Origin of the sequence: Streptomyces sp. NBC_00597, from assembly GCF_041431095.1 — a bacterium.
Classification (GTDB): domain Bacteria; phylum Actinomycetota; class Actinomycetes; order Streptomycetales; family Streptomycetaceae; genus Streptomyces.
In genome coordinates, this window is the sequence record NZ_CP107757.1 from 4944705 (window position 1) to 4966970 (window position 22266).

Consider the following 22266-nt stretch of genomic DNA (forward strand, 5'->3'; position numbering starts at 1 on the left):
TGCGTCTGTGCCGGCCTGCGTTTGCGCCGGCCTGCGTTTGCGCCGGCGTCGCGGCGGCAGTGTCAGTGCAGGGCCAGCCAGGTGATTCCCCCGACGCCCACCACGGCGCCGGCGGCCAGCGCGGCCACCTCGTGGCGCCGCAGGGCGTACCCGAGGAGCAGGGCGCTGAACGGCGTGGCCGCCGTGCCGATCGCCCCGTGCAACGGCCCTCGGCTGTAGCCGAATTCCCCGAAGTGACGCGCCAGCCACACCAGCCAGAACAGCCTCATGACGCCCCCTCCGAGCCCTGCACCTGCCGAAGATCGTATCTTCGGGCCCCGAAATGCCACCGGGGGCACCCGCCGGGAGTCGGCGGGGTGCCCCCCGTTGTGGTCTGTTGTGCGGGTCGGGATCAGTCCTCGTAGCGGCCCAGGCGGTCCGCCGCGTAGTCGTCGAAGGCCTGGTCGATCTCCTCGGCGGTGTTCATCACGAACGGGCCTGCGCGGAACACCGGTTCGCCGATCGGCTCGCCCGTCAGGAAGAGCAGGTCGGCGCCGATCGGGCCGCCCTCGACGTGGACCGTGTCGCCGTCGTCGGCGAGGACGGCCAGTTCCCCGTCGGCCAGCTCGCTCGCGGCGACCCTGCCGCTGCCCGACAGGACGTACACCGCCGCGTTGCGGCCCGCCGGCGCCGGGAGTTCGGCGCTTGCGCCCGGCGCGATGGAGGCGTGCACGACCGTCACCGGGACCTGCGTGTCGAAGGGCCCGGTCACGCCGAGCGCGGAGCCCGCGATGACCTTGAACCAGGACCCGTCCAGGGTGCGGACCACCGGGATCTGCTCCGCCGTGCGGTTCTGGGTGCGCGGACGCAGTCCCTTGCGGGCGGCCGGCAGGTTCACCCAGATCTGGAGGTTGTGCTGGAGGCCCCCCGCCGCGCGGAAGGCGTCGGTCGGCTGGGCCGAGTGCACCACGCCCGCGCCCGCCGTCAGCCACTGCACGGCCCCGGGCGGTACGACGCCGCGGCTGCCGGTGGAGTCCGCGTACTCGATGTCGCCCTCCAGGACGTACGCGATGGTCTCGAAGCCGCGGTGCGGGTGGTCGGGGGCGCCCTTGGGCTCGCCCGGGCCGAGGTCCACCGGGCCGACCTGGTCGACCATCAGGAACGGGTCCAGCTGCGGGATCCGCGGGGTGGGGAAGGGGCGGCGGACCGGGAAGCCCTCGCCCTCCAGCGTGTGCACCGGCTGCAGCACGTCGACCACCGAACGGATCGCGGTGGCGGTGGCGGTGGCGGAACCCAGGGTGGTCATGATGCCTTCTCTCGTTCGTTCGCGGTCGTCGCGGTCCGGCGGTGATGAGCTGACGTGTGGGACGTGAACCATACAGTTCAGTTCAGTTCGAGGTCAGTTATACGGGAGAGACCGTCCTCGATCAAGTCCTGAGCACCGACCCGCCCGCCGATAGATGACAGATACGGCCGTCCGCCGTTGTCGGTGCGTCCCGTGCGCGGACAGACTCCAGCTCATTCACCGACGTTCATCTCGCAGGGGCATGCCGGGCACGGCATTCGCTGCGCATGTCACCTTCGCGGAAGGACAGTTCATGCCCGAGCTCAAGATCCTGGCCATCTCCGGCAGCCTGCGCGGCGCCTCGTACAACAGCGCCCTCGTGCGCGCCGCCCAGAAGTTCGCCCCCGGTGACCTGGCCATCGAGATCTACGAGGGCCTGCGCGACATCCCGCCCTACGACACCGACCACGACGTCGACCCGGCGCCGGTCGCCGTCGCCGACCTGCGTCGCCGCATCGCCGAGGCGGACGGCCTCTTCATCGCCACCCCCGAGTACAACTACGGGATCCCCGGTGTCCTGAAGAACGCCCTGGACTGGGCGAGCCGCCCGGCCCTCGCCTCCTCGCTGACCGGCAAGCCGGTCGCCATCGCCGGCGCCGCCCCGACCAACTTCGGCACCGTCCGCGCCCAGCTCGCGCTGCGCCAGATGTTCCTGTGGACGGACTCCAAGGTCGTCGGCAAGCCCGAGCTGCAGATCTTCCGCGCCCACGAGCGCTTCGACGAGCACGGCAACCTGACCGACGACACCACCGTCGAGATCCTCCAGCAGCTGCTCTCCGCGCTCGGTACGAAGATCCGCGAGACTCGCGCCATCGCCGAGGCCGGCCTCTGATCCACCCCAGGCCGGAGTCGCCAGCTCCTGCACTGCTCCCCCCTCTCCGAAGGGCCGCTCACACCCCCGTAGCGGCCCTTCGGCCATGCCCGGATCCCGGTGCCGCGCGGCTGCTTCCGGGAGTTGACGAAGCCTTCGCCGCACGCTGCCCGAACGCCGCCGGCCCTTGCGAGGATCGCGCCATGCGTGCAGCTTTCATCGAAGAACTGGGCCCCGCCGAGAACATCCGCTACGGCGAGATCGTCCCTCCGGCCCCCGGCCCCACGGATGTCCTGGTCGAGGTCGAGGCGGTGTCCGTCAACCCGGTGGACACCTTCGTACGGTCCGGCCTCTTCCGCACCCCCGTCGAGTTCCCGTTCGTGATCGGCCGCGACCTGGTCGGCACCGTGGTGGCGGCCGGCCCCGGAGCGGCCGGCTTCGCCCCCGGGGACCGCGTCTGGTGCAACAGCCTCGGCCACGGCGGCCGCCAGGGCGCCGCCGCCGAGCTGGCCGTCGTCCCCGTCGACCGGCTCTACCGCCTGCCCGCAGCCGTGGACGCCGCCGAGGCCGTCGCGGTCGTGCACCCCGCCGGCACCGCGTACCTCGCCCTGTTCACCCACGGCCGCGTCCGCCCCGGCGAGACCGTGCTCGTCGCCGGCGCCGCCGGGAACGTGGGCAGCGCCCTGATCGTCATGGCCGTGGAGGCGGGCGCCCGGGTCATCGCCACCGCCGGTGCGCGTGACGCCGGGCACTGCCTCGCGCTCGGCGCCGAAGCCGTCTTCGACTACAAGGACCCGGACCTCGCCGACCGCATACGGGAGTTCAGCCCGGAGGGCATCGACGTCCACGTCGACACCTCCGGGACGAACGACCTGGCCGGCGCGGTCGCGCTGCTCGCCCCCCGCGGCCGGATCGTGCTCCTCGCCGGCGCCCGCTCCCAGCCCGTCCTGCCGGCCGGGCCGCTCTACATGAAGGACGGCTCCGTCGTCGGCTTCGTGATCTCGCACGCCACCGCGGCCGAACTCGCCGAGGCCGCCGGTTCGATCAACCGCCTGCTGGCGAACGGCAGGCTGCGCGCCCGCTCCGTAGAGCGGGTCCCGCTGTCGGACGCGGCCCGTACGCACCGGCGCATCGAGGACGGCGAACTGCACGGCAGCCGCGTCGTATTGCTGCCGAAGGAGTCCTGACGACGGCTCCGCCCCGCACGCGGCGGCGCAGCTGCCGGCAGACCTGACGGACTGAGCCGGCGGCGCCCCCCGCTGCTGTCAGCGACTGCCAGACTCGCGGCATGGACGATTCCCCAGAGGCCCGGGCCCTGGCCGCCCCGCGCAGCACCTGGGCGCGGTTCGCGATCCTCGGCGCCGTGCAACTCCTGCTCAACGCCTCGGTGTCGGTGACGTTCGCCGCCGGTCCGGCCATGCAGCGGGAACTCGGCCTGAGCCGGATCGACCTCATCCTCGACAGCGCCGCCTACGGCCTCGCCTTCAGCGGCCTGCTGCTGCTCGGAGGCCGGCTCACCGACCGGATCGGACAGCGTCGGCTGTTCTCTCGGGGCACGGCCCTGTTCGCCGTCGCCTCGCTCGCCGCGGCGCTCGCCCCCAGCTCCCACGCCGTCCTCGCCGCCCGCTTCCTCCAGGGCTGCGGGGCCGCCCTCGCCGCCCCCGCGGCCATGGCCCTGCTGCGGGTCGTCTTCCCCGAAAGCCGGGCCAGGGCCGCCGCCCTGGCCCGCTGGGGCCTGCTGGCCAGCCTCGGCGCCGCCGTCGGCATCGTCCTCAGCGGAGCGCTCGTCACCTGGCTGACCTGGCGGTGGAGCTTCGCACTGCTCGCCGCCGCGGCCACGGCCGTACTGGCCCTCGCCCCCCGCTCGTTGCCGACCGGGCCGGCTCCCGTACGGGTCCCCGTGGACCTCCTCGGTGCGGTGCTCGCCACCCTCGGGCTCTCCACCCTCGGCTACGGCCTCGTGATGGTCGGCCCGCACGGCTGGACCGCCGCCCAGGTCCTCGCCCCGCTCGCCCTCGGAGCGGTCCTGCTCGCTGTGTTCGTCGCCGCCCAGCAGCGCGTCCGCGCACCCCTGCTGCCGCTCGGCTTCCTCGCCTCGCGCCGCCGGGCGACCGCCCTCGTCTGCGCGCTGCTCGGCCCGGCCATCGGCGCCAGCACCGCCTTCCTGCTGGCCCTCTACTTCCAGCAGGTACGCGGCTATTCGGCCTTCCAGAACGCGCTGGCCTTCATCCCGTACAGCGCGATGCTGCTCGGTGTCGGCTTCGTCGCGGGGCGGATCGTCGCCCGCCACGGGGTCCGAGCGGTGGCGGTCGCAGGACTGGCCGTCATCGCCGCCGGGTTGTTCCTGATCGGCGGAGTGGGGCTGCGTACGGGCTCGACCCCCTGCGTCCTGGCCGGCCTGGTCATCCTGTCGGCCGGCATCGGCACGCTGATGTCCGCCGCGGTGGTGGGTGCCGTCAGCGGGGTCCCGGAGGAGCAGTCCGCGCTGGCCGGGGCGGTGGTCAACACGGCCATCCTGGCCGGGCCGACCATCAGCCTCGCCCTGATCACCTCCGCCGCCGACGCCCGGACGGCCTCCCTGCTGGCCGCCGGGGATCCGGCCGCCGCAACGGGCGGGTACGCGTTCGCCTTCGAGGCGGCCTGCGTGGTGTTCCTGCTGGCCATCGGCCTGGCCGGGTACGGGCTCGCGCCGGACCGGCGCTCCGTCCGCCGGGCCGGGGCGCGGGCCGCCGACCGGCAGGCAGAACACTCCTCCACTCCGGCCTGACCAAGGGGGGCAGGCCGGGGTGGAGGTCCCGGACACCGTGACGCTCACGCAAGGTGATGGCTTCACGCGTGCAGCAAGCAGTGGAGTGAAAGAGATTCATGCAGGTCACGGGGGCTAAAACGGCCGGTCCGCGGTGCATTTCCAGGGGTGCGCGGCCCGGTTTCCGGTTGCCGAATGTGACCGGGTGGCGGTGAGTGGACAGGGGCAGGTCCCGTGCCCCTCCCGACTCTGAACAGGAGTGAGCTCTTGCACCGCATCACCCGCTACACCCTCCCCGCGGCCCTCTGCGTGTCGCTGCTGACCGTGTCCCCCGCCCTGGCCGGTGCCGCCGACGCCCCCACCAAGGCGGCCCCGCCGGCGGCGAAGAAGGCCATCCCCGGCGCCGAGGCGCTGACCGCGCAGGTGGAGTCCTTGGGGGCCGCCGGCAGCCTGATCACCCCCGTCACCAACTTCCTCGGGGAGGTCCTGAGGTCACCGGACGGCAAGCTTGCGGACGCGGACCTGGCCGCGCACAAGCAGAAGATCGAGGCGGCGCTCGCCGGCCTGAAGAAGACCTTCGCGGCAGCCGCCCCGGCGGCGGCCCCCGCGGCGCCCGGGGCCGCGACCAAGCAACCGGCGAACCTGCCGGTGACCCAGGTGGTCCTGCCGAAGTCTCCGACGGACGACACCCCGCCGGACGAGCCGCCGTCGGAGGTCGCAAAGCCGCCGGTTGAGGCCGCGAAGCCTCCGGTGGAGGCCGTGAAGCCTCCGGTGGAGGCCGCGAAGCCGCCGGCCGAGGCCGTGAAGCCTCCGGTGGAAGCTGCGAAGCCTCCGGCCGAGGCTGCGAAGCCTCCGGTTGGGGCCGCCAAGCCTCCAGTGGAAGCCGCGAAGCCGCCGGCCGAGGCCGCGAAGCCTCCGGCTGAGGCTGCGAAGCCTCCGGTGCAGGCAGTGAAGCCGCCGGCCGAGGCCGCGAAGCCTCCGGTTGAGGCTGCGAAGCCGCCGGTGGAGGCCGCCAAGCCGCCGGCCGAGGCCGCGAAGCCTCCGGTAGAGGCTGCGAAGCCCCCGGTGCAGGCAGTGAAGCCGCCGGTCGAAGCCGCGAAGCCTCCGGTCGAGGTGGCCAAGCCGCCGGTCGAGGCCGTGAAGCCGCCTGCCGAGGCCGCCAAGCCCGTCACGCTCCCGGCCGCGGTGCCGGCGGTCGTCCCCGCCGTCTCGATGCCCCGGGCCGTGAACCGCACCCGTCTGGACGTCGTGACCGCCGCCGTCGACCACCTCAAGGCGTCCGTCGACGAAGTCGCCAAGGCGGCCGGCCCCTGCGGCTGCACGACCGACGCCAAGGCCAAGGCCACGAACGTCGTGGCCGACCTCGGCGCCACCGTGGCCGCCCTCTTCACCGGCCTCGGTCTGCCCGGCATGCCCGCCGCGGCCCCCGCGGCCCCGGCGGCCCCGCTCGACTAGCGCTGCGCGCCATGCGCCCGTCCGCCCCCGGTGTCCCTCTGATGCCGGGGGCGGACGGGCGACCTCCGTACACCCCCCCCGTGCGACCGCGCGACCTCGTGAACACCCTTGACGCGCCCCACCGCCCGGTGGACGCTCCCGGGTCTCGCATCAGAACGGTTGCAGCTGGGGGGCCGGTATGCCGGAGCAGTCTGTCGAGTCAGGATCAGAGTCGGAGTCAGGATCCGTTCAGACGGTGGGGGAGCTGCGTGCACAGCTCGTGGAGCACGGGGCGCGCTGGTCCGTCATCGAGCACCTCGCCGACGAGGAGGCCGTGCCGCGGCCTTCCCTCGGCCTGGAGCCCGGGGCGAACCTCACGCCCGCCGAGGAGGCGGGCGCCGTCGATCTGCGGGAGCTGATCGGGCACGAGAGCGGTAATCCGCACCTCACCCGGCGCCGGGCCGCCCACGGGTTGCTGCCCGACGCGCGGGGACCGGTCGTCGGAGGCCGTCCCGCCGCCGTCGACTGGCGCAGCCGCTGGGGCTGGCCCTGGATCACCAAGGTCAAGGACCAGAACCCGTGCGGTTCCTGCTGGGCCTTCGGGGCCGCGGGCCTGGTCGAGTCGATGGCCCGCATCGAGCACGGCGTCTGGGCGGAGCGGTCGGAGGGGGACGTCCACGACGGTCTGAAGTCCACCTGTGGCCAGGGTTCCAACCCCGAGACGGCCCTCGACTGGATCAAGGGGAACGGCGGTCTGGCCGACCCGGACTGCTGGCCCTATTCGCCGCCCCCGTCCACCGTCCCGGCCGACCGCCGTGACGCCTGGCGCGCCGAGTACACCCCCAGCTGGGACCGGTCGGGCCGTACCGTCCGGATCACCGACTACGTCCGCCTCGGTGAGGTGGAGCAGCAGAAGGTCTGGCTCGACACCGTCGGCCCGCTGACCGCGTGCTTCGACGTGTACGACGACTTCTTCGGGCTCGGCTCCGGCGTCTACCACCGCACCAGCGACCGCCTCGCGGGCGGCCACTGCGTGCTGATCGTCGGCTACGACGACGCCGCGGGCTGCTGGCTGTTCAAGAACTCCTGGGGGCCGGGCTACCACGTCGGCGGGTACGGGCGGATCGCCTACGGCGAGGTCAACATCGACCACTGGGCCAAGTGCGGGCTGCGCGGCACCAACATCGATCCGTGGAGCAAGCGCCGTCTGCACGCCGGAAACGTGTACGAGAGCGGGAACGGCCGCGCCCACCGCAACTTCGAGATGCTCGCCACCGCCGACGGCGGCCGCCTCCAGCACTGGTGGCGCGAGGGCGACGCCCCCTTCCCGTGGGCCCGCGCCCGGGCGTACGCGAACGACGCCTCCGGGCAGCCCGCCTTCACCGGGACCACGTACAACCGGAACATGGAGTCGCTGCACGTGACCACCGGCGGCCGGTTGCGCCACTTCTTCTACGAGCAGTCCGGCGGGGTCTGGCGCGACGGCGGCGCCTTCGGTCCGGGCGACGCGGCGATCGGTTCGACCCCGGCGTTCATCCAGAGCGACTACGGCAAGCCGGGCAACTTCGAGGTGGTCGTCCGCACCGCCGACGGTCGGCTGAACCACTGGTGGCGGATCAACGGCGCCCCCTGGACCTGGAACGACGGCGGGCGCTTCGCCTCCGGCATCGCCCACTTCGGGCCCGCCCTGGTCCAGACGCGCAGCCGCCACCTCGACCTCGTCGCCACCCGTACGGACGGCCGGATGCAGCTGTGGTGGCGCGACGACCCGAACGGTTTCGTCTGGCGCCCCGGTGAGGTCTTCGGCAGCGCGATCACCTCCGCGCCCTGTCTGATCGAGGCGCAGTACGGGGCGCTGGACGAGGACACCGCCGGGAACTACGAGCTATGTGCGGTGGGCGCCGGCGGCCGGGTCGAGCACTGGTGGCGGGGCAACGCCTCCGGCTCCGCCTGGAGCCGCAGCGCCGTCTTCGGTCACGACGCGCTCGCGGTCACCGGGATGCTCCAGGGCAGTTTCGGGTTCAACCTGGAGGTCATCGTCCTGCGCGCGGACCGGCAGCTGCAGCACTACTGGCGCGGGGGCACCTCCTGGACGGGGTCTGGGGGAGGGTCGGGCTGGCACGAGGGGCCGGTGATCGGTTCCGCCTGAGCGGGGAGGTCGTCGCGGGTGGAGGTGCGCAAGGTAGCGCTCGGCGCCGGTGAGTCGTACGAGCTGCGGCTCACCGGGCGCGGGGCACGCGGGTACGTGTGGACCTGGCAGGTCAGCGGGGACGCGGACGCCGTCTCCGTGGACGAGGCACCGCCGCCGCCCGTGCAGGTCCTCCCGGGTGCGCCGTTGGAGCGGACGTACGTCGTCCACGGCCGCTGTCCGGGCGGGCGGGCCCGGATCCGCTTCGCGCAGATCCGCCCGCCCTACCCGCAGGAGGCCCCGTACGACGAATTCGTCCTGGAGGTGGAGGTCACGGCTGCGGACGGGGGCGCGGCGCCCGCGCCCTGAGGGCCCGGTGCTGTACGGCCTCCAGCGGGCCCCGGTCGAAGTGGCGCAGCCACAGTCGGGACGCGGTGAGCAGGGCGAGGCTCACCGCGGCCCACAGGCCCATCACCCACCAGGGCCCGCTCCCGGCCATCCGGTCGGCGAGGCCCAGCCCGATGCCGTAGCAGAGCAGCATGCAGAGCAGGTTCTGGCCGACGTAGCAGGACAGGGCGGTGCGCCCGACGGAGGCGAGGGCGCCGGCCCCGGGCACCCGGAACCGGTCCAGGGCGCAGCCGATCAGGCCGATGTACCCGACGGAGATCAGCGGGGCGATGCCGTAGCGGCCCAGGACGAAGAGGTCGTGGCCGCCGAGCGCGGCGGCGGCGCCGAGCGGCAGCCCGAGGCCGAGGCCCCAGGCGGCCATCCGGACCCGGATGCGGCGCCCGGCGGCGGTCGGTGCGAAGGCGCCGGCGCGGTGCAGTCGGACGCCGAGGAGGAAGAGGAAGACCAGCAGTCCGAAGGAGAAGACGGGCTCGATGCGCAGCGCGAGGGCGTGGTCGAGCCGGAATCCGATCTGGTCGAGGTAGCCGCCGTGGGCGTACAGCTCGACCGCCGAGGGGTCCGCAGCCTTGGGCCCGTGGTCCGGCTCGGCCAGGTTCCCGAGCGTCACGAGGCCGATCAGGGCCAGGTGGAGTGCGCCCGCGGTCCACATCGCGGCCCGCTGCACCGTCTCGGAGCGGGCGAGCAGCCGGGCCACGAGCAGGGCGGTGACGGCGTACCCCATCAGGACGTCCCAGGCGAAGACGAGGACGAAGTGGACGGTGCCCTCCAGGAAGAGGAACGCGGCGCGTCGCGGGTAGCGGCCCGGCCACGGTTCGCCGCGGCGGGCGGCGGAGTCGTACTGGATGGCCAGGCCCACCCCGAACAGGATGGTCAGGAGGGACAGGAACTTCCCGTCGGCGAGGAACCGGAAGAGCGCCTCGGCGATGTTCGCGGCGGAGGGGTCGGAGACCGGGTCGGGCAGGGTCAGTCCGCCCTGGAGCACGGCCCGTTCGGAGCCGGGGGAGGCGAAGATCCAGACGTTGGTCATGAGCGTGCCGAGGATGGCGGCCCCGCGCAGGACGTCGAGGAGGGGGAGCCGGGTCGTGGTCACCCCGGGGGCGGGGAGGGTGGTGTGGGCCATGGCTCCAGCGTCCCGGCGGGCGGTGGCCCGTACGTCCTGCGGGTGAACGAAGACCGGGTACATCCTTCGATGCAGCGGCGCGGGCCCGCGGTCCGCATCGCGGACGGGGAAACCGTTGCACTGTTCATGTATCTATCCTGTGCGCATGCCATCAGCCGCACCCACCGCTGCGACCGCCGCGACCACCGCCCCGACCACCGGGTCGACCTCCGTCACCGCCGCCGAACGCGTCTACCGGCACGTCAAACAGGCCGTACTGGTGGACCGCCGCTACGAGGGCGGCACCCTCCTCACCGAGGGCGAACTCGCCGACGCCGTCGGGGTGTCCCGTACGCCGGTCCGCGAGGCGCTGCTGCGGCTGGAGACCGAGGGGCTGCTGAAGCTGTACCCGAAGAAGGGCGCTCTGGTGCTGCCGGTCTCCGCACAGGAGATCGCCGACGTCATCGAAACGCGGTTGCTGGTCGAGGAGTTCACCGTACGCAGGGCCGTGCCGGCGCCGCCCGGCCTGCTGGAGCGGCTCGCCGCCCTGGTCGAGGAACAGCGCCGGCACGCCGAGTCGGGGGACCTGCCCGCGCTGATGGCCGCCGACCGGGGCTTCCACGCCGAGATCGTGCGCAGCGCCGGCAACCAGATCCTGAGCCGGCTCTACGACCAGCTCCGCGACCGGCAGCTGCGGATGGGCGTGGCCCTGCTGCACGGGCATCCCGAGCGGGTGGAGCGGACGCTGGGCGAGCACACGGAGATCCTGGACGCGCTGCGGGCCGGGGAGGCGGAGACTGCGGCCGCCGCCGTCCGGGCCCACGTGGGCCGCGTCGAGGCGCTGGTGCGGAGGGCCGACCGTTGAGCGGGCCGGTGAGCGCGCCAGTGGGCGGGCCGGTGAGCGGGCCCGCACTGTTCCGGGACCCCCCGGGAGGCCGTACGGCGGTGGCCGTCTGGTCCATCGGCGTCGCCGTCTACTTCGTCGCGGTGATCTTCCGTACGAGCCTGGGCGTGGCCGGGTTGGAGGCGGTGGACCGCTTCCACGTCAACGCATCCGCCCTCTCGGCCTTCTCCCTCCTCCAACTCCTGGTCTACGCGGGCATGCAGGTTCCGGTGGGCCTGATGGTGGACCGGCTCGGCACCAAGCGCGTGCTGACGCTCGGCGCGGTCCTGTTCACGGCCGGGCAGATCGGCTTCGCCCTTTCGCCCTCGTACGAGATGGCCCTCGCAGCCCGCGCCCTGCTGGGCTGCGGCGACGCGATGACCTTCATATCCGTACTGCGGTTGGGCACCCGGTGGTTCCCGGCCCGGCGCGGCCCGCTGATGGCCCAGCTGGCCGGCCTGGTCGGCATGGCCGGCAACCTCGTCTCCACGCTGGTGCTGGCCCCCGTCCTGCACGGGGTCGGCTGGGTCCCGGCCTTCGCGGGCAGCGCGGTGGCGGGCCTCGTCGTCCTGGTCCCCCTCACCCTCTTCCTGCGGGACCACCCGGAAGGCCACGAGCCGCCGCCGGTGCGCCGGGGCGGCGGGGGCTTCGTACGCCGCCAGATCCGCGACTCCTGGCGCGAACCCGGCACCCGCCTGGGCCTGTGGGTGCACTTCACGACCCAGTTCCCGGCGATGGTGTTCCTGCTGCTGTGGGGCATGCCGTTCCTCGTCGAGGACCAGGGGCTGGCGCGGACCACCGCGGCGGGCCTGCTGACCCTGGTGGTGGCCTCGAACATGGGCTTCGGCCTCGTCTACGGCCAACTCATCGGCCGCCGCCAGTCGGCCCGCATCCCGCTGGCCCTGGGCACGGTCGCCCTCACGGCACTGCTGTGGGCCTCGGTCCTGGCGTACCCGGGTGCCCACGCCCCGATGTGGCTCCTCGTCACCCTGTGCGTCGTCCTGGGCACGTGCGGCCCGGCGTCGATGATCGGCTTCGACTTCGCCCGTCCCGCGAACCCCGCGGAACGCCAGGGCACCGCGTCGGGCATCACCAACATGGGCGGCTTCCTGGCGTCGATGACGACCCTGCTGGCGGTGGGCCTCCTCCTGGACGCCACCGGCGACGACTACCGGATCGCCTTCTCGTCGGTCTTCGCGGTGGAACTCCTGGGCCTGACCCAGATCCTGCGCCTGCGCCCCCAGGCGCTGACCCGCGAACGCACCCGCCTGGACGCGCCGGCGCCCCGGCCCGTGTCCCAGGGCCGGGGCGCCGACGCGTCCCCCGTTCAGTTGTAGGTCGGGAGGACCCCGTTCCGTACGGGCGTTCCGTGCCGGACCCCCACGTGCGCCGGGCGGGAGAGACCCCCGTCCCCTCCGGCCCGCCGGCCGCGGTGGCCCCGGCATCCGGCCAACGGCTGCCGACTCTACGGCCGGACCGGGCCCCGGGATGTGCCGGGCGTGCACGGCTCGTTGATCTTGCGCGCAAGTGCCTCCCGGACCGCCCACTGCCGGAACTCGGTGGGGCTGGCCCCGTACGCCTCCCGGAACGTCCGGCTGAAGACGGCGGGGTTGGTGAACCCCCACCGCCGTGCGACGGCGTGGACGGGGCTGGTGAGGAGCCCCGGGGCCGCGAGATCGGCCCGGCACCGCTCCAGCCGGCGCTGCCGGATCCCGGCCGCGACGGTCTGCCCCTGCTCCCGGAACAACAGCTGGAGCCACCGCAGCGAGATGCCGTGCCGGGCGGCGACGGCGGACGGCGTCAGCTGGGGGTCGCCGAGGTTGTGGTCGATGAAGGAGTTGATCCGCTCCATCAGCGCGCGGTTGCGCGCCTCGGCGGACAGCTCGTCCTCGGCGCCCAGCTGCCCGGCGAGGCAGGCGCCCACGAGGTCGAGGGCGACCGTTCCCAGCCGGTTCAGTTCCGCCGGCCCGCAGTCCGCGCCGTGCGCCGCCAGCGAGCGCATGTACTGCGCGAGGATCGCCCCCAGGCCGTGGCCGCCGGGGATGCGCCGGGCGAGCAGCCGCTCGACCCGGGCGCCGCGCAGGGGCATCGCGTCGCGCGGGAACGACAGGGTCACGGCCCGGATCAGGCCGTCGTCGCCGGGCAGCGCCAGCGACTCCATGGGCAGCGAGGTGTCCCAGAGGACCATGTCACCGCTGAACAGACCCGTATCGGAACGATTCTGCGCGAGTGACATCGCGCCGTCGGTGACGAGCCCGATCTGGTACTGCTCGGGGTCGCTGCGCCGGACGTGCGCGGCCGTGCGCCGCGAGTGCAGCGAACTGAAGTCGAAGGTCGACACCTGCACACCGCCGAGGTCCAGCACGGAGGCTTCCGCCCAGAACTTCCCCGGCCGCCCGCTGCGGATCGCGGTGGAAACGAGTTCCTGCGCGACGACGTCGGTGAACCAATCGAGCCGTTCCGCCTCCGGCACGACAGCCGACGACAATCTGGACCACACCTCTGGAAACCTCCTGCCGCGGCGGCCGTCCCGCCCGTGACAGGGACGAGAAACCGCGCACGCCGGTTCTCGGAGGTCCGCGCCGGCTACCGGCGGGCCGCCCGGCGCGCTACGGGGTCACGGCGAAGTTGGCCAGGATGGCGGCCGCCAGCTCCGCATCGCCCTCGATCTTCACCCGGTCCGCGACTGCGCCCGCGCGGACCCGCCCCGCCGCGAGCCGTACGTACGTCTCCCAGTCCGTCGTCAGCGTCACGGCCGGCCCCAGCGAGGGCGCCTTGTCGATCGTCGCGCGTCCCTCGGCGTCCACGCGTACCGTCCGCATGAACTCCACCGGCCCGTGCACGTCGATGACCACCGCCGAGTTCGCCGGCGCTCCGGCCAGCTTCGCGACCACCTTCGGCAGCCCGGCGAGCAGCATGTCCCGCGCCACGAACGCCCCCGGCGAGTCCCAGTTCCCCGGCGCGCCCAGCGCCGCCCGCAGGTCCTGCTCGTGGATCCACACGTCGAACGCCCGCAGCCGCAGCGCCAGCTCCAGCGTCACCTGTTCGCCCAGCGGCCCGCGCACCATGGTGGCCGGATCCCGCTTCTCGTTGCGCAGCTGACGGGACCTCCGGATGATCGTGTATTCGAGCTCCGAGGTCATCTCCGGCGCGGTGTGGTGCCGCCGGACGTCCACCTGTACCTCCATGTACCGGGTGAACTCGTCGACCACGTGCCGCAGGTCCCTCGCGACGGTGTGGATCGGCCGGGGGTCCCCCAGCTGCTCGCACTCGATGCCGATGATGTGGGACACCACGTCGCGGACGGACCACCCGGGGCACGGCGTCGCCCGGTTCCACTCGCCCTCCGTCAGGGGGAGGACCAGCTCGGATATCGCCTCGATGGAGTGCGTCCACGCGTCGGCATAGGGCTGGAGGCTGGGATGCGGCTGGACGGTCAACGGGACCCCTCGCGTGCTGTTCAGTGGCGCGTTTTCTGGAAGCGTGTGGACTGCTCCCAAAACTACGCTGCCGGTGAGCGCCCCGGCAGTGCTTTCGTGTGACGATCGTAGGCCCGAGTTGACGGCTTGAAAGCCAGGACGGTGGTACTGTGCGCGCCTCTCTGATCCAAATCGCCGTGACCGACGGCGAGTCGGTCGCTTCACGCCGTGCCCGCGTGGCCGATCTCGTACGGGATCAGGCCGGGTCGGACCTCGTCGTCCTGCCCGAACTGTGGACGGTGGGCGCCTTCGCCTACGAGCAGTTCGAGACCGAGGCCGAGCCGCTGGACGGCCCGACGTACGAGGCGATGTCCAAGGCGGCGAGCGACGCGGGGGTCTGGCTGCACGCCGGTTCGGTCGTGGAGCGTGCCGGCGACGGGTCGCTCTACAACACCGCCCTCGTCCTCTCCCCGTCGGGCGAGCTGGCCGCCACGTACCGCAAGATCCACCGCTTCGGCTTCGACCAGGGCGAGGCCGTGCTGATGACGGCCGGCGACTCCCTCACCACCGTGACCCTGCCGGAGCAGACCCTCGGCATCGCCACCTGCTACGACCTGCGCTTCCCCGAGCTGTTCCGCGGCCTGGTCGACGCCGGGGCCACCACGATGGTCGTCGCCGCGGGCTGGCCGGCCCGCCGCCGGGCCCACTGGACCCTGCTGAACCGGGCCCGGGCCGTCGAGGACCAGTCGTACGTCCTCGCCTGCGGGCTGGCCGGTACGCACTCGGGCGTCGAGCAGGCCGGGCACAGCCTGGTGGTGGACCCCTGGGGCGAGGTGCTGGCCGAGGCGGGCCCCGGCGAGGACGTCCTCACCGTCGACCTGGACCCGGCGAAGGTGGCCGAGACCCGGGAGCAGTTCCCGGCCCTCAAGGACCGCCGCCTGAACCGCTGACCCCGCTGTTCGCGGTGGTCACGGCCGAGGGGACCGTGCGGCCGGGTCTCGCGGCTGGATCTCGCGGCCGGACGGTGCGGCCGGATCGTGCGGCCGGGCCGCGCCGCCGCCGCCCGGTCAGGCCCCTTCCCTCCCCTACGCCGGGTGCTCGCGCTCCTTCTCGGCCATCCGGATCACGCACACGGCGACGGCGATCAGCAGCGCCGCGTCCGCGTCCTCCCGGATCACGTCCACGGCGTACGTCTCGCGGATCCGGTACCACTGGCGCGAGACCAGCGCGAGCAGCTCCCCCTCGTACTCGATCTTGAACTCGCGGTCCAGGAGCCGCCCGCTGACATCGAGCTCGGTGCCCTCGACCAGCGTCACGAGATAGTGGTTGCGCAGCAGCGAGAGCCGCTTGCGGCGGATCACCGCGAGCCGGAGCTCGTCCCGTTCCAGCGTCATCGCGTCGCGCAGGCTGAACAGCTTCTCCCGCAGCGTGATCAGGATCTGCCCGTCCGGGTTCTTCAGCTCCAGCGTGTCCCGGACGCGCAGCGCCTTCCCGTCGACGAGGAACGCGTGCCTCCCGTCCTCGTCCTCGATCCAGTAGTCGTCCCCGACGGCCAGCACTTTGTCCCGAACCAGGTATTTCATGCCCGCATCGATGCCCGCGATAGGTTGCCGCCATGCCCCTGCTCTACGTGACCGACCTGGCGTACCCGGCGCGCGGCCGCCGCTACTGCGACGAGGACATCCTCCTCACCTCCCGCCTGCGCGAGCACTTCCCGCTCGCCCTGTGCCACCCGCTCGACGCGGCGGCCATGATGGCGGACTTCGACGCGGTGATCGTCCGCAACAGCGGACCGGTCCTGCACTACCAGGAGGCGTACGACGCCTTCCGCGCGGCCGCCCTCGCCGCCGGCACCCGCGTCTACAACCCGCTCACCGGCCGCGGCGACATGGCAGGCAAGCAGTACCTCCTCGACCTCACGGCGGCCGGCCACCCGGTGATCCCCACGATCGACGACCCCGCGGACCTCGCCAAGCTCCCGTCGGCACCCTCGTACGCGGTGAAGCCCAAGCAGGGCGCGGACTCCATAGGCCTGACCTTCACCCCGCACCCGGCCGGCCCGGCGGGGGAGAACCTCATCCAGCCGCGCATCGACTTCTCGTACGAGGTGTCCTTCTACTTCGTCGACGACGCCTTCCAGTACGCCCTCTACGCCCCGGACCCGGCCCGCCGCTGGGAGCTGGTGCCGTACGGGGCCACCCCGGCGGACCTCGACTTCGCCCGCGGCTTCATCGAGTGGAACACCCTGTCGCACGGCATCCAGCGGGTGGACGCCTGCCGCGCCCCCTCCGGCGAACTCCTCCTGGTCGAGCTTGAGGACCTGAACCCGTACCTCTCCCTGGACCTCGTCTCCCCGGCGGAGCGGGAGTCCTTCATCACCGCTCTCACCGAATCCCTCCACTCCTTCCTCACCGTCTGATGTCAGAGGGGGATGCCAGGCTTCCCCCATGGACAAGCACACGTTCTGGAAGCTGATCGAGACGGCCCGGTCGGAGGCCGATCCCGACCAAGTCGCGTCATACGCCTCGGAGTTGCTGGCGCGCCGTCCCGAGGTCGAAATAGCCGCGGCCCAACAGGTGCTGTGGGACCTGCTGGCGGAGTCCTACCGCAGCCCCCTGTGGGCCGCGGCCTACGTCATCAACGGCGGCTGCTCGGACGACGGCTTCGACTACTTCCGCGGCTGGCTCCTGACCCAGGGCGAGGCGGCCTTCGCCCGCGCCCTGGCCGACCCCGACTCCCTGGCGGACCACCCCGCGGTCCGCGAGGCGGCGGCGGAGGGCCTGGAGCTGTGGGACGAGGAGGCCCTCTCGATCGCCTGGACGGCGTACGAGGCGCGCACGGGGCACGAACTCCCCGCGGACTCCTTCACGATCAGCTACCCGCCGCTGGACCCGGCCTGGAACTTCGACTTCGACGACACGGCGGAGACCTCCACCCGCCTCCCCCGCCTGAGCGCCCTCTTCGCCTTCGCCTAGAGCCGGTGGTGTCGGGGCCGATGCCGAAGGGCGCCGCCGCGCTCCGTCGTCACCCCGCGGGTGTCTTCATACCGCTGCGACGGGGCGTTCACGGGCGGATGGCAAGCTTGAAACATGAACGATGCTGCCCCGGCGCCCACCCCTGCGCCCGCGCCCCGCCGCCGTGCCCGTGTCCGTGCCCCCGAGCTGATCGGCAAGGGCGGCTGGCTGAACACGGGAGGCAAAGAGCTGACCCTCGCCGACCTGCGAGGTAAGTGCGTTGTTGTTGATTTCTGGACCTTCTGCTGCATCAACTGTCTGCACGTCCTGGACGAGCTGCGGGAGCTGGAGGAGAAGCACCGCGACACCGTCGTGATCATCGGCGTGCACTCGCCGAAGTTCGTCCACGAGGCCGAGCACGCGGCCGTCGTCGATGCCGTCGAGCGGTACGAGGTGCACCACCCCGTGCTGGACGATCCCGAGCTGGCGACCTGGAAGCAGTACGCCGTACGGGCCTGGCCGACGCTCGTCGTGATCGACCCCGAGGGGTACATCGTCGCGCAGCACGCCGGTGAGGGGCACGCGCACGCCATCGCGCAGCTCGTGGAGGAGCTTCAGGTCGAGCACGAGGCCAAGGGGACCCTGCGGCGCGGGGACGGGCCGTACGTGGCACCCGAGCCGGTGGCGACCGACCTGCGGTTCCCCGGGAAGGCGCTCGTGCTGCCGACCGGGAACCTGCTCGTGTCGGACTCGACGCGGCACCAGCTCGTGGAGCTGGCCGCCGACGGCGAGAGCGTCGTACGGCGCATCGGCAGCGGGGAGCGCGGCTTCACCGCTGACAGCTTCAGCGAGCCGCAGGGGCTGGCGCTGCTGCCCGACGGGTCCGTGATCGTCGCCGACACCGTCAATCACGCGCTGCGCCGTTTCGACCCCGTGACGGGCGCCGTCGAGACCGTCGCCGGAACCGGTCGGCAGTGGTGGCAGGGGTCTCCGACGTCCGGGCCGGCCCTGGAGGTCGACCTGTCCTCGCCGTGGGACGTCGCCTGGTGGCGGGACAAGGTGTGGATCGCCATGGCGGGCGTGCACCAGCTGTGGACCTGGGACCCGCAGACCGGGACCGTCGCCGTCGCCGCCGGGACGACCAGCGAGGGCCTGCATGACGGGCCCGCCCTGGAGGCCTGGCTCGCGCAGCCGTCCGGGCTCGCGGCCGCCGGGGAGGACCGGCTGTGGATCGCCGACTCCGAGAACAGCGCCCTGCGGTACGTCGAACCCACGGAGGAGGGCGAGGGGTACGCCGTACGCACCGCCGTCGGGACCGGCCTCTTCGACTTCGGGCACCGGGACGGCGACGCCGGCCAAGCCCTGCTCCAGCACCCGCTCGGGGTGACCGCGCTGCCCGACGGCTCGGTCGCGGTGTGCGACACGTACAACCACGCCCTGCGCCGCTTCGACCCGGCGACCGGCCAGGTCTCCACGCTGGCCACCGACCTGCGGGAACCCAGCGACGCCGTGCTCGTCGGCGAGGACATCGTCGTCGTCGAGTCCGCCCGGCACCGGCTGACCCGGCTGCGGCTGCCGGAGGAGGCGGTACGGGTCGACGCCGTCGCGCACCGGACCCAGCGGGCCGCCACCGAGGTCGCCCCGGGCACGCTCCGGCTCGACGTGGTGTTCCAGGCGCCGACCGGCCAGAAGCTCGACACCCGGTACGGGCCCTCGACGCGGCTGCTGGTCTCCTCGACCCCGCCGGAGCTCCTGGTGGCGGGCGAGGGGGCCGGGACGGACCTGTTCCGGGAGCTGGCCCTGAACCCGGACGTCACCGAGGGCGTCCTGCACGTCTCCGCCATGGCGGCCTCGTGCGACGACGACCCGGCGAACGAGTACCCCGCCTGCCACGTGCACCAGCAGGACTGGGGCGTGCCGGTCACCGTCACGGCCGACGGCGCCGCCCGGCTCCCGCTCGTGCTCGCCGGGCTCGACGCCTAGCGACAGGACGGCATCCGGCCGGGGCCCGCAGCGGGCCCCGGCCGGACGGCTCAGCTCCCGGCGCGGCTGCGGCTGCCGTCGTCTTCGTCCTGGGCGCTGTCTTCGTCGGCGGCCTGGTCTTCGTCCTGGGCGCTGCCTTCGTCGGCGGCCTGGTCTTCGTCCTGGCTGCTGTTTTCGTCGGCGGCTTGGTCTTCGTCCTTGGCCTGGTCCTCGTCCTTGGCCTGGTCGTCGCGCCGGCCGTGGTCCTCGTCCTGGCGGTGGTTCTCGTCGGTGGCCTGGTCGTCGCGCCGGCCGTGGTCCTCGTCTCGGCCGTGGTCCTCGTCCTTGGCCTGGTCGTCGTGCCGGCCGTGGTCCTCGTCCTTCGCTTGGTCCTTGCGCCGGCCGTGGTCCTCGTCCTTGGCGTTGTCCCCGGTCTTGGCGTTGTCCCCGGTCTTGCCGTGGTCCTCGGACTTGCCGTGGTCGTCCTTGCCCTCCTTGCCCTGCTTGCCCTCCTTGCTCTCCTTGCTCTCCTTGCCGTTCTCGGCCTTGGGCTGCGCGGCGTCGGCGATCAGCAGGTTCGGGTCGATGCCCGTGAGGAAGGCGCCGCTGGTCACGTAGACCTTGTGGTGGCGGATCGCCACGGCGGTCGGACCGGACAGCCCGTCCGCCCCGGTCAGCACGATGGTGTGGGTGCCGTTGGGCCGGACCAGGGCGAGCTCGCTGGCCTCGGTGTTCAGTGCGGCGAGCACCGTCGTGCCGTGCCCGGCGAACGCGAAGTCGTCGATCCCCGTCAGCCCGGTGGCCTGCGTCCTGATCGGGCCCGCGGACCCGTCCTTCTCGACCGGGATCCGCAGCAGCGTGCCCCGGTCGGAGTTCGATACCCAGACCGCACGGTCGCGCACCTTGATGCCGTTGGCGCCGACGAACGTGGACGGTTCCAGCGCGGCGCCGGTGGCCCAGGTCGTCACCTCGGGCTCTTTGCCGAGCGAGACGCGCCGCACGGCGCCGAGGACGGAGTCGGCGACGTAGAGCAGGCCGAGGTGCTCGTCGAGGGCGATGCCGTTGGCGAAGCCGTCCGCCGGCAGGTCGACGAACTTGGTGACCTCGCCGTCCGGGGCGATCCGGTAGATGCCGGTCTCGGCGGTGCCGGTGTTGTACGCGACGTAGAGCGACCCGTCCTTGGTGCGGACGATCCCGCTCACGACGGCGGCGCCGACGAGCGGTGTCTGCGGGTTCGCGACGAAGGGCAGCGTCGCGAGGACATGTTTGCCGCCGTGGCGGTCCACGCGGACCACCTGCCGGGCCAGCGCGAGGGTCAGATCGGCGGAGCCGTCGGGCTCCAGGGCGAGGTTCTCCGGTGTCTGGCCGGCCTTGAAGTCGAAGTGCGCGACGATCCGCGGGTTCGTGAGGGCGAACGGGGACTTGGCTGACGGGGGCGGCGCCGGCGCGGGCGCCGCGAAGGCGCCTGCTGCGGGGGCGGATACGAGCAGGGCGAGGGCGATGCCCACGGCGCCGGTGGTGCGCGGCGTACGGAGTCTGCGGGTCGTGCGGGGCACGGGGGCCATGCGGAACAGGCGGAGCACGGGACTCTCCTTGTCGACCGGGAGTGACAGGAGTCCAGAACAACATGACGGAATGTCACTATCGGTTCATCACACCGCGTCGCCCCGCAGATCGACCCACCCGGCCGAAGCCGGTGCCCGCGTCCGCACCGCCCGCCGGGACGTTCCGGTAGGCGGTGCGGGGCGCGTCAGCCCTCCAGGAAGGCCACGAGCGCGTTCGCGAGCAGGTACGGGTCGTCCGCACCGCACAGTTCGCGGGCGCTGTGCATGGAGAGGATCGCGACGCCGATGTCCACGGTCTGGATCCCGTGCCGGGCGGCCGTGATCGGGCCGATCGTCGTACCGCAGGGCATCGAGTTGTTCGAGACGAACGTCTGCCACGGCACGCCGGCCCGCTCGCAGGCCGCCGCGAACACCGCGCGCCCGCTGCCGTCCGTCGCGTACCGCTGGTTGACGTTGACCTTGAGGATCGGGCCGCCGTTGGCGCGAGGGTGGTGCGAAGGGTCGTGGCGCTCCGCGTAGTTGGGGTGCACGGCGTGGCCGGTGTCCGAGGACAGGCAGATGGTGCCCGCGAAGGCCCGCGCGCGGTCCTCGTAGGTGCCGCCGCGCGAGAAGACGGAACGTTCCAGCACGTTCCCGAGCAGTGGGCCGTCCGCGCCCGTGTCCGACTGCGAGCCGTTCTCCTCGTGGTCGAACGCGGCCAGCACCGGGATGTGGTCCAGCTTGTCGGCGGTCGAGGCGGCGGCCAGCGCCGCGAGTCCGGCGTGCACCGAGATCAGGTTGTCCATCCGCGGGCCGGCGACGAGCTCGCGGTCGCGCCCCAGGTAGGACGCAGGCTCGATCGAGTGGACCATCAGGTCCCAGCCGGCCACCGAACCCTGCGGCAGCCCCTCTTCCTCTTCCAGGAAGGCGATGAGGTCGCCCTCCTGGACCTCGCCCAGGCCCCAGATCGGCTGCATGTGGCGCTGCTTGTCGAGCTTGAGGCCGTCGCTGTTGACCGAACGGTCCAGGTGGACGGCCAGCTGGGGGACGCGCAGCAGCGCACGGTCCACGTTCACCAGCCGCTCGCTGCCGTCGCGCAGGGTCAGCCGGCCCGCCAGGCCCAGGTCCCGGTCGAGCCAGGTGTTGAGCAGAGTGCCGCCGTAGATCTCGACGGCGATCTGCCGCCAGCCCTGTGAGCCCGTGTCAGGCAGCGGCTTGACCCGCAGGTTGGGGGAGTCGGTGTGGGCGCCGACGATCCGGAACGGGGTGTGCGCGGAGGCGCCCTCCGGGACGAACCAGGCGATGAGCGCCCCGCCGCGGAGGACGAACCGGCCTCCGCTGCCCGAGTCCCAGGCGTCCGTTTCCGACAACTGCCTGAAGCCTGCCTTTTCCAGCCGCTCGGCCACATTGGCCACGGCGTGGTACGGCGACGGACTGGCCGTCAAAAAGGTCATCAGATCGTCGGTGTGGCCGCGGTCGAAGCGGGCGGGAGAGCTCATGTGGTTCACCTTAACGACGGTCGTGTTCGCCATGGTCGGGCTGCGGCGGATGGCC

General features: G+C 72.8%; 20 protein-coding genes. 12 read left to right on the top strand and 8 right to left on the bottom strand.

What is annotated here, in order from left to right; all coding sequences use genetic code 11:
* Positions 1–62 precede the first annotated feature (62 nt).
* Both OG974_RS22330 and OG974_RS22335 read right to left on the bottom strand, forming a co-directional pair.
* A complete protein-coding gene (locus OG974_RS22330) occupies positions 63–269 on the bottom strand; it encodes a hypothetical protein (protein WP_371644213.1) in 207 nt (68 codons plus the stop codon).
* Positions 270–391: 122 nt separating this feature from the next.
* Positions 392–1285, bottom strand: coding sequence for a pirin family protein (locus OG974_RS22335; RefSeq protein ID WP_371644215.1), 894 nt, complete (start codon positions 1283–1285; stop codon positions 392–394).
* A gap of 292 nt (positions 1286–1577) precedes the next feature.
* Between OG974_RS22335 and OG974_RS22340 the strand changes: the two genes are divergently transcribed.
* The 6 genes from OG974_RS22340 (at position 1578) to OG974_RS22365 (ending at position 8812) form a co-directional block, all read left to right on the top strand.
* Positions 1578–2156 carry an NADPH-dependent FMN reductase gene (locus OG974_RS22340; RefSeq protein ID WP_327284434.1) on the top strand — a complete coding sequence of 193 codons (579 nt, stop codon included), beginning with the start codon at positions 1578–1580 and terminating at the stop codon, positions 2154–2156.
* Between the two features lie 182 nt (positions 2157–2338).
* Positions 2339–3322, top strand: coding sequence for an NADPH:quinone reductase (locus OG974_RS22345; protein WP_327284435.1), 984 nt, complete (start codon positions 2339–2341; stop codon positions 3320–3322).
* A 101-nt stretch (positions 3323–3423) separates the two neighbouring features.
* Entirely contained in the window at positions 3424–4902 is a 1479-nt protein-coding gene (locus OG974_RS22350) for an MFS transporter (protein ID WP_327284436.1), read from the top strand.
* A 246-nt stretch (positions 4903–5148) separates the two neighbouring features.
* A complete protein-coding gene (locus OG974_RS22355) occupies positions 5149–6336 on the top strand; it encodes a hypothetical protein (RefSeq protein WP_371644217.1) in 1188 nt (395 codons plus the stop codon).
* Positions 6337–6571: 235 nt separating this feature from the next.
* Positions 6572–8464, top strand: a complete 1893-nt coding sequence (locus OG974_RS22360) for a C1 family peptidase (RefSeq protein ID WP_329314087.1) — start codon at positions 6572–6574, stop codon at positions 8462–8464.
* Positions 8465–8482: 18 nt separating this feature from the next.
* Entirely contained in the window at positions 8483–8812 is a 330-nt protein-coding gene (locus OG974_RS22365; RefSeq protein WP_327284439.1) for a protease inhibitor I42 family protein, read from the top strand.
* On the opposite strand, the gene OG974_RS22370 is transcribed toward OG974_RS22365, so the two are convergent.
* Positions 8775–9971: a DUF418 domain-containing protein gene (locus OG974_RS22370; RefSeq protein WP_327284440.1), complete on the bottom strand. Its 1197-nt coding sequence runs from the start codon at positions 9969–9971 to the stop codon at positions 8775–8777. The genes OG974_RS22365 and OG974_RS22370 overlap by 38 nt on opposite strands.
* A 145-nt stretch (positions 9972–10116) precedes the next feature.
* Here OG974_RS22370 and OG974_RS22375 point away from each other — a divergent pair, with 145 nt between their 5' ends.
* Positions 10117–10815, top strand: coding sequence for a GntR family transcriptional regulator (locus tag OG974_RS22375; protein WP_328763251.1), 699 nt, complete (start codon positions 10117–10119; stop codon positions 10813–10815).
* Between the two features lie 8 nt (positions 10816–10823).
* The gene (locus tag OG974_RS22380; RefSeq protein WP_327284442.1) at positions 10824–12170 is read left to right on the top strand and encodes an MFS transporter; all 1347 of its coding nucleotides are present in this window, start codon (positions 10824–10826) and stop codon (positions 12168–12170) included.
* A gap of 128 nt (positions 12171–12298) precedes the next feature.
* On the opposite strand, the gene OG974_RS22385 is transcribed toward OG974_RS22380, so the two are convergent.
* Both OG974_RS22385 and OG974_RS22390 read right to left on the bottom strand, forming a co-directional pair.
* Complete coding sequence (locus OG974_RS22385) at positions 12299–13321, bottom strand: helix-turn-helix domain-containing protein (protein WP_328763252.1); 1023 nt, start codon at positions 13319–13321, stop codon at positions 12299–12301.
* Positions 13322–13442: 121 nt separating this feature from the next.
* On the bottom strand, positions 13443–14273 hold the full coding sequence (locus OG974_RS22390) for a maleylpyruvate isomerase family mycothiol-dependent enzyme (protein WP_327284444.1): 831 nt from the start codon (positions 14271–14273) through the stop codon (positions 13443–13445).
* Between the two features lie 149 nt (positions 14274–14422).
* On the opposite strand from OG974_RS22390, the gene OG974_RS22395 reads away from it, so the two are divergent.
* The gene (locus OG974_RS22395; protein WP_327284445.1) at positions 14423–15202 is read left to right on the top strand and encodes a carbon-nitrogen family hydrolase; all 780 of its coding nucleotides are present in this window, start codon (positions 14423–14425) and stop codon (positions 15200–15202) included.
* 135 nt (positions 15203–15337) lie between these two features.
* Here OG974_RS22395 and OG974_RS22400 read toward each other — a convergent pair whose 3' ends face one another.
* Positions 15338–15835 carry an LURP-one-related family protein gene (locus OG974_RS22400; RefSeq protein ID WP_327284446.1) on the bottom strand — a complete coding sequence of 166 codons (498 nt, stop codon included), beginning with the start codon at positions 15833–15835 and terminating at the stop codon, positions 15338–15340.
* Between the two features lie 32 nt (positions 15836–15867).
* On the opposite strand from OG974_RS22400, the gene OG974_RS22405 reads away from it, so the two are divergent.
* The 3 genes from OG974_RS22405 (at position 15868) to OG974_RS22415 (ending at position 19189) form a co-directional block, all read left to right on the top strand.
* On the top strand, positions 15868–16671 hold the full coding sequence (locus OG974_RS22405; RefSeq protein ID WP_327284447.1) for a hypothetical protein: 804 nt from the start codon (positions 15868–15870) through the stop codon (positions 16669–16671).
* 28 nt (positions 16672–16699) lie between these two features.
* Entirely contained in the window at positions 16700–17227 is a 528-nt protein-coding gene (locus OG974_RS22410) for a DUF4240 domain-containing protein (protein ID WP_327284448.1), read from the top strand.
* A 114-nt stretch (positions 17228–17341) separates the two neighbouring features.
* A complete protein-coding gene (locus OG974_RS22415) occupies positions 17342–19189 on the top strand; it encodes an NHL domain-containing thioredoxin family protein (RefSeq protein WP_371644222.1) in 1848 nt (615 codons plus the stop codon).
* 50 nt (positions 19190–19239) lie between these two features.
* Here OG974_RS22415 and OG974_RS22420 read toward each other — a convergent pair whose 3' ends face one another.
* Both OG974_RS22420 and OG974_RS22425 read right to left on the bottom strand, forming a co-directional pair.
* Positions 19240–20751, bottom strand: a complete 1512-nt coding sequence (locus OG974_RS22420; RefSeq protein WP_371644224.1) for a hypothetical protein — start codon at positions 20749–20751, stop codon at positions 19240–19242.
* A 167-nt stretch (positions 20752–20918) separates the two neighbouring features.
* Positions 20919–22211, bottom strand: coding sequence for a M18 family aminopeptidase (locus OG974_RS22425; protein WP_327284457.1), 1293 nt, complete (start codon positions 22209–22211; stop codon positions 20919–20921).
* Positions 22212–22266 lie beyond the last annotated feature (55 nt).

What these genes read in the sequence shown, in the direction of transcription:
- OG974_RS22415 (WP_371644222.1), top strand. Translation starts at nt 17,342, where the DNA reads ATGAACGATGCTGCCCCGGCGCCCACCCCTGCGCCCGCGCCCCGCCGC.
- OG974_RS22330 (WP_371644213.1), bottom strand. Translation starts at nt 269, where the DNA reads ATGAGGCTGTTCTGGCTGGTGTGGCTGGCGCGTCACTTCGGGGAATTC.
- OG974_RS22350 (WP_327284436.1), top strand. Translation starts at nt 3,424, where the DNA reads ATGGACGATTCCCCAGAGGCCCGGGCCCTGGCCGCCCCGCGCAGCACC.
- OG974_RS22425 (WP_327284457.1), bottom strand. Translation starts at nt 22,211, where the DNA reads ATGAGCTCTCCCGCCCGCTTCGACCGCGGCCACACCGACGATCTGATG.
- OG974_RS22410 (WP_327284448.1), top strand. Translation starts at nt 16,700, where the DNA reads ATGGACAAGCACACGTTCTGGAAGCTGATCGAGACGGCCCGGTCGGAG.
- OG974_RS22375 (WP_328763251.1), top strand. Translation starts at nt 10,117, where the DNA reads ATGCCATCAGCCGCACCCACCGCTGCGACCGCCGCGACCACCGCCCCG.
- OG974_RS22370 (WP_327284440.1), bottom strand. Translation starts at nt 9,971, where the DNA reads ATGGCCCACACCACCCTCCCCGCCCCCGGGGTGACCACGACCCGGCTC.
- OG974_RS22335 (WP_371644215.1), bottom strand. Translation starts at nt 1,285, where the DNA reads ATGACCACCCTGGGTTCCGCCACCGCCACCGCCACCGCGATCCGTTCG.
- OG974_RS22345 (WP_327284435.1), top strand. Translation starts at nt 2,339, where the DNA reads ATGCGTGCAGCTTTCATCGAAGAACTGGGCCCCGCCGAGAACATCCGC.
- OG974_RS22405 (WP_327284447.1), top strand. Translation starts at nt 15,868, where the DNA reads ATGCCCCTGCTCTACGTGACCGACCTGGCGTACCCGGCGCGCGGCCGC.
- OG974_RS22400 (WP_327284446.1), bottom strand. Translation starts at nt 15,835, where the DNA reads ATGAAATACCTGGTTCGGGACAAAGTGCTGGCCGTCGGGGACGACTAC.
- OG974_RS22340 (WP_327284434.1), top strand. Translation starts at nt 1,578, where the DNA reads ATGCCCGAGCTCAAGATCCTGGCCATCTCCGGCAGCCTGCGCGGCGCC.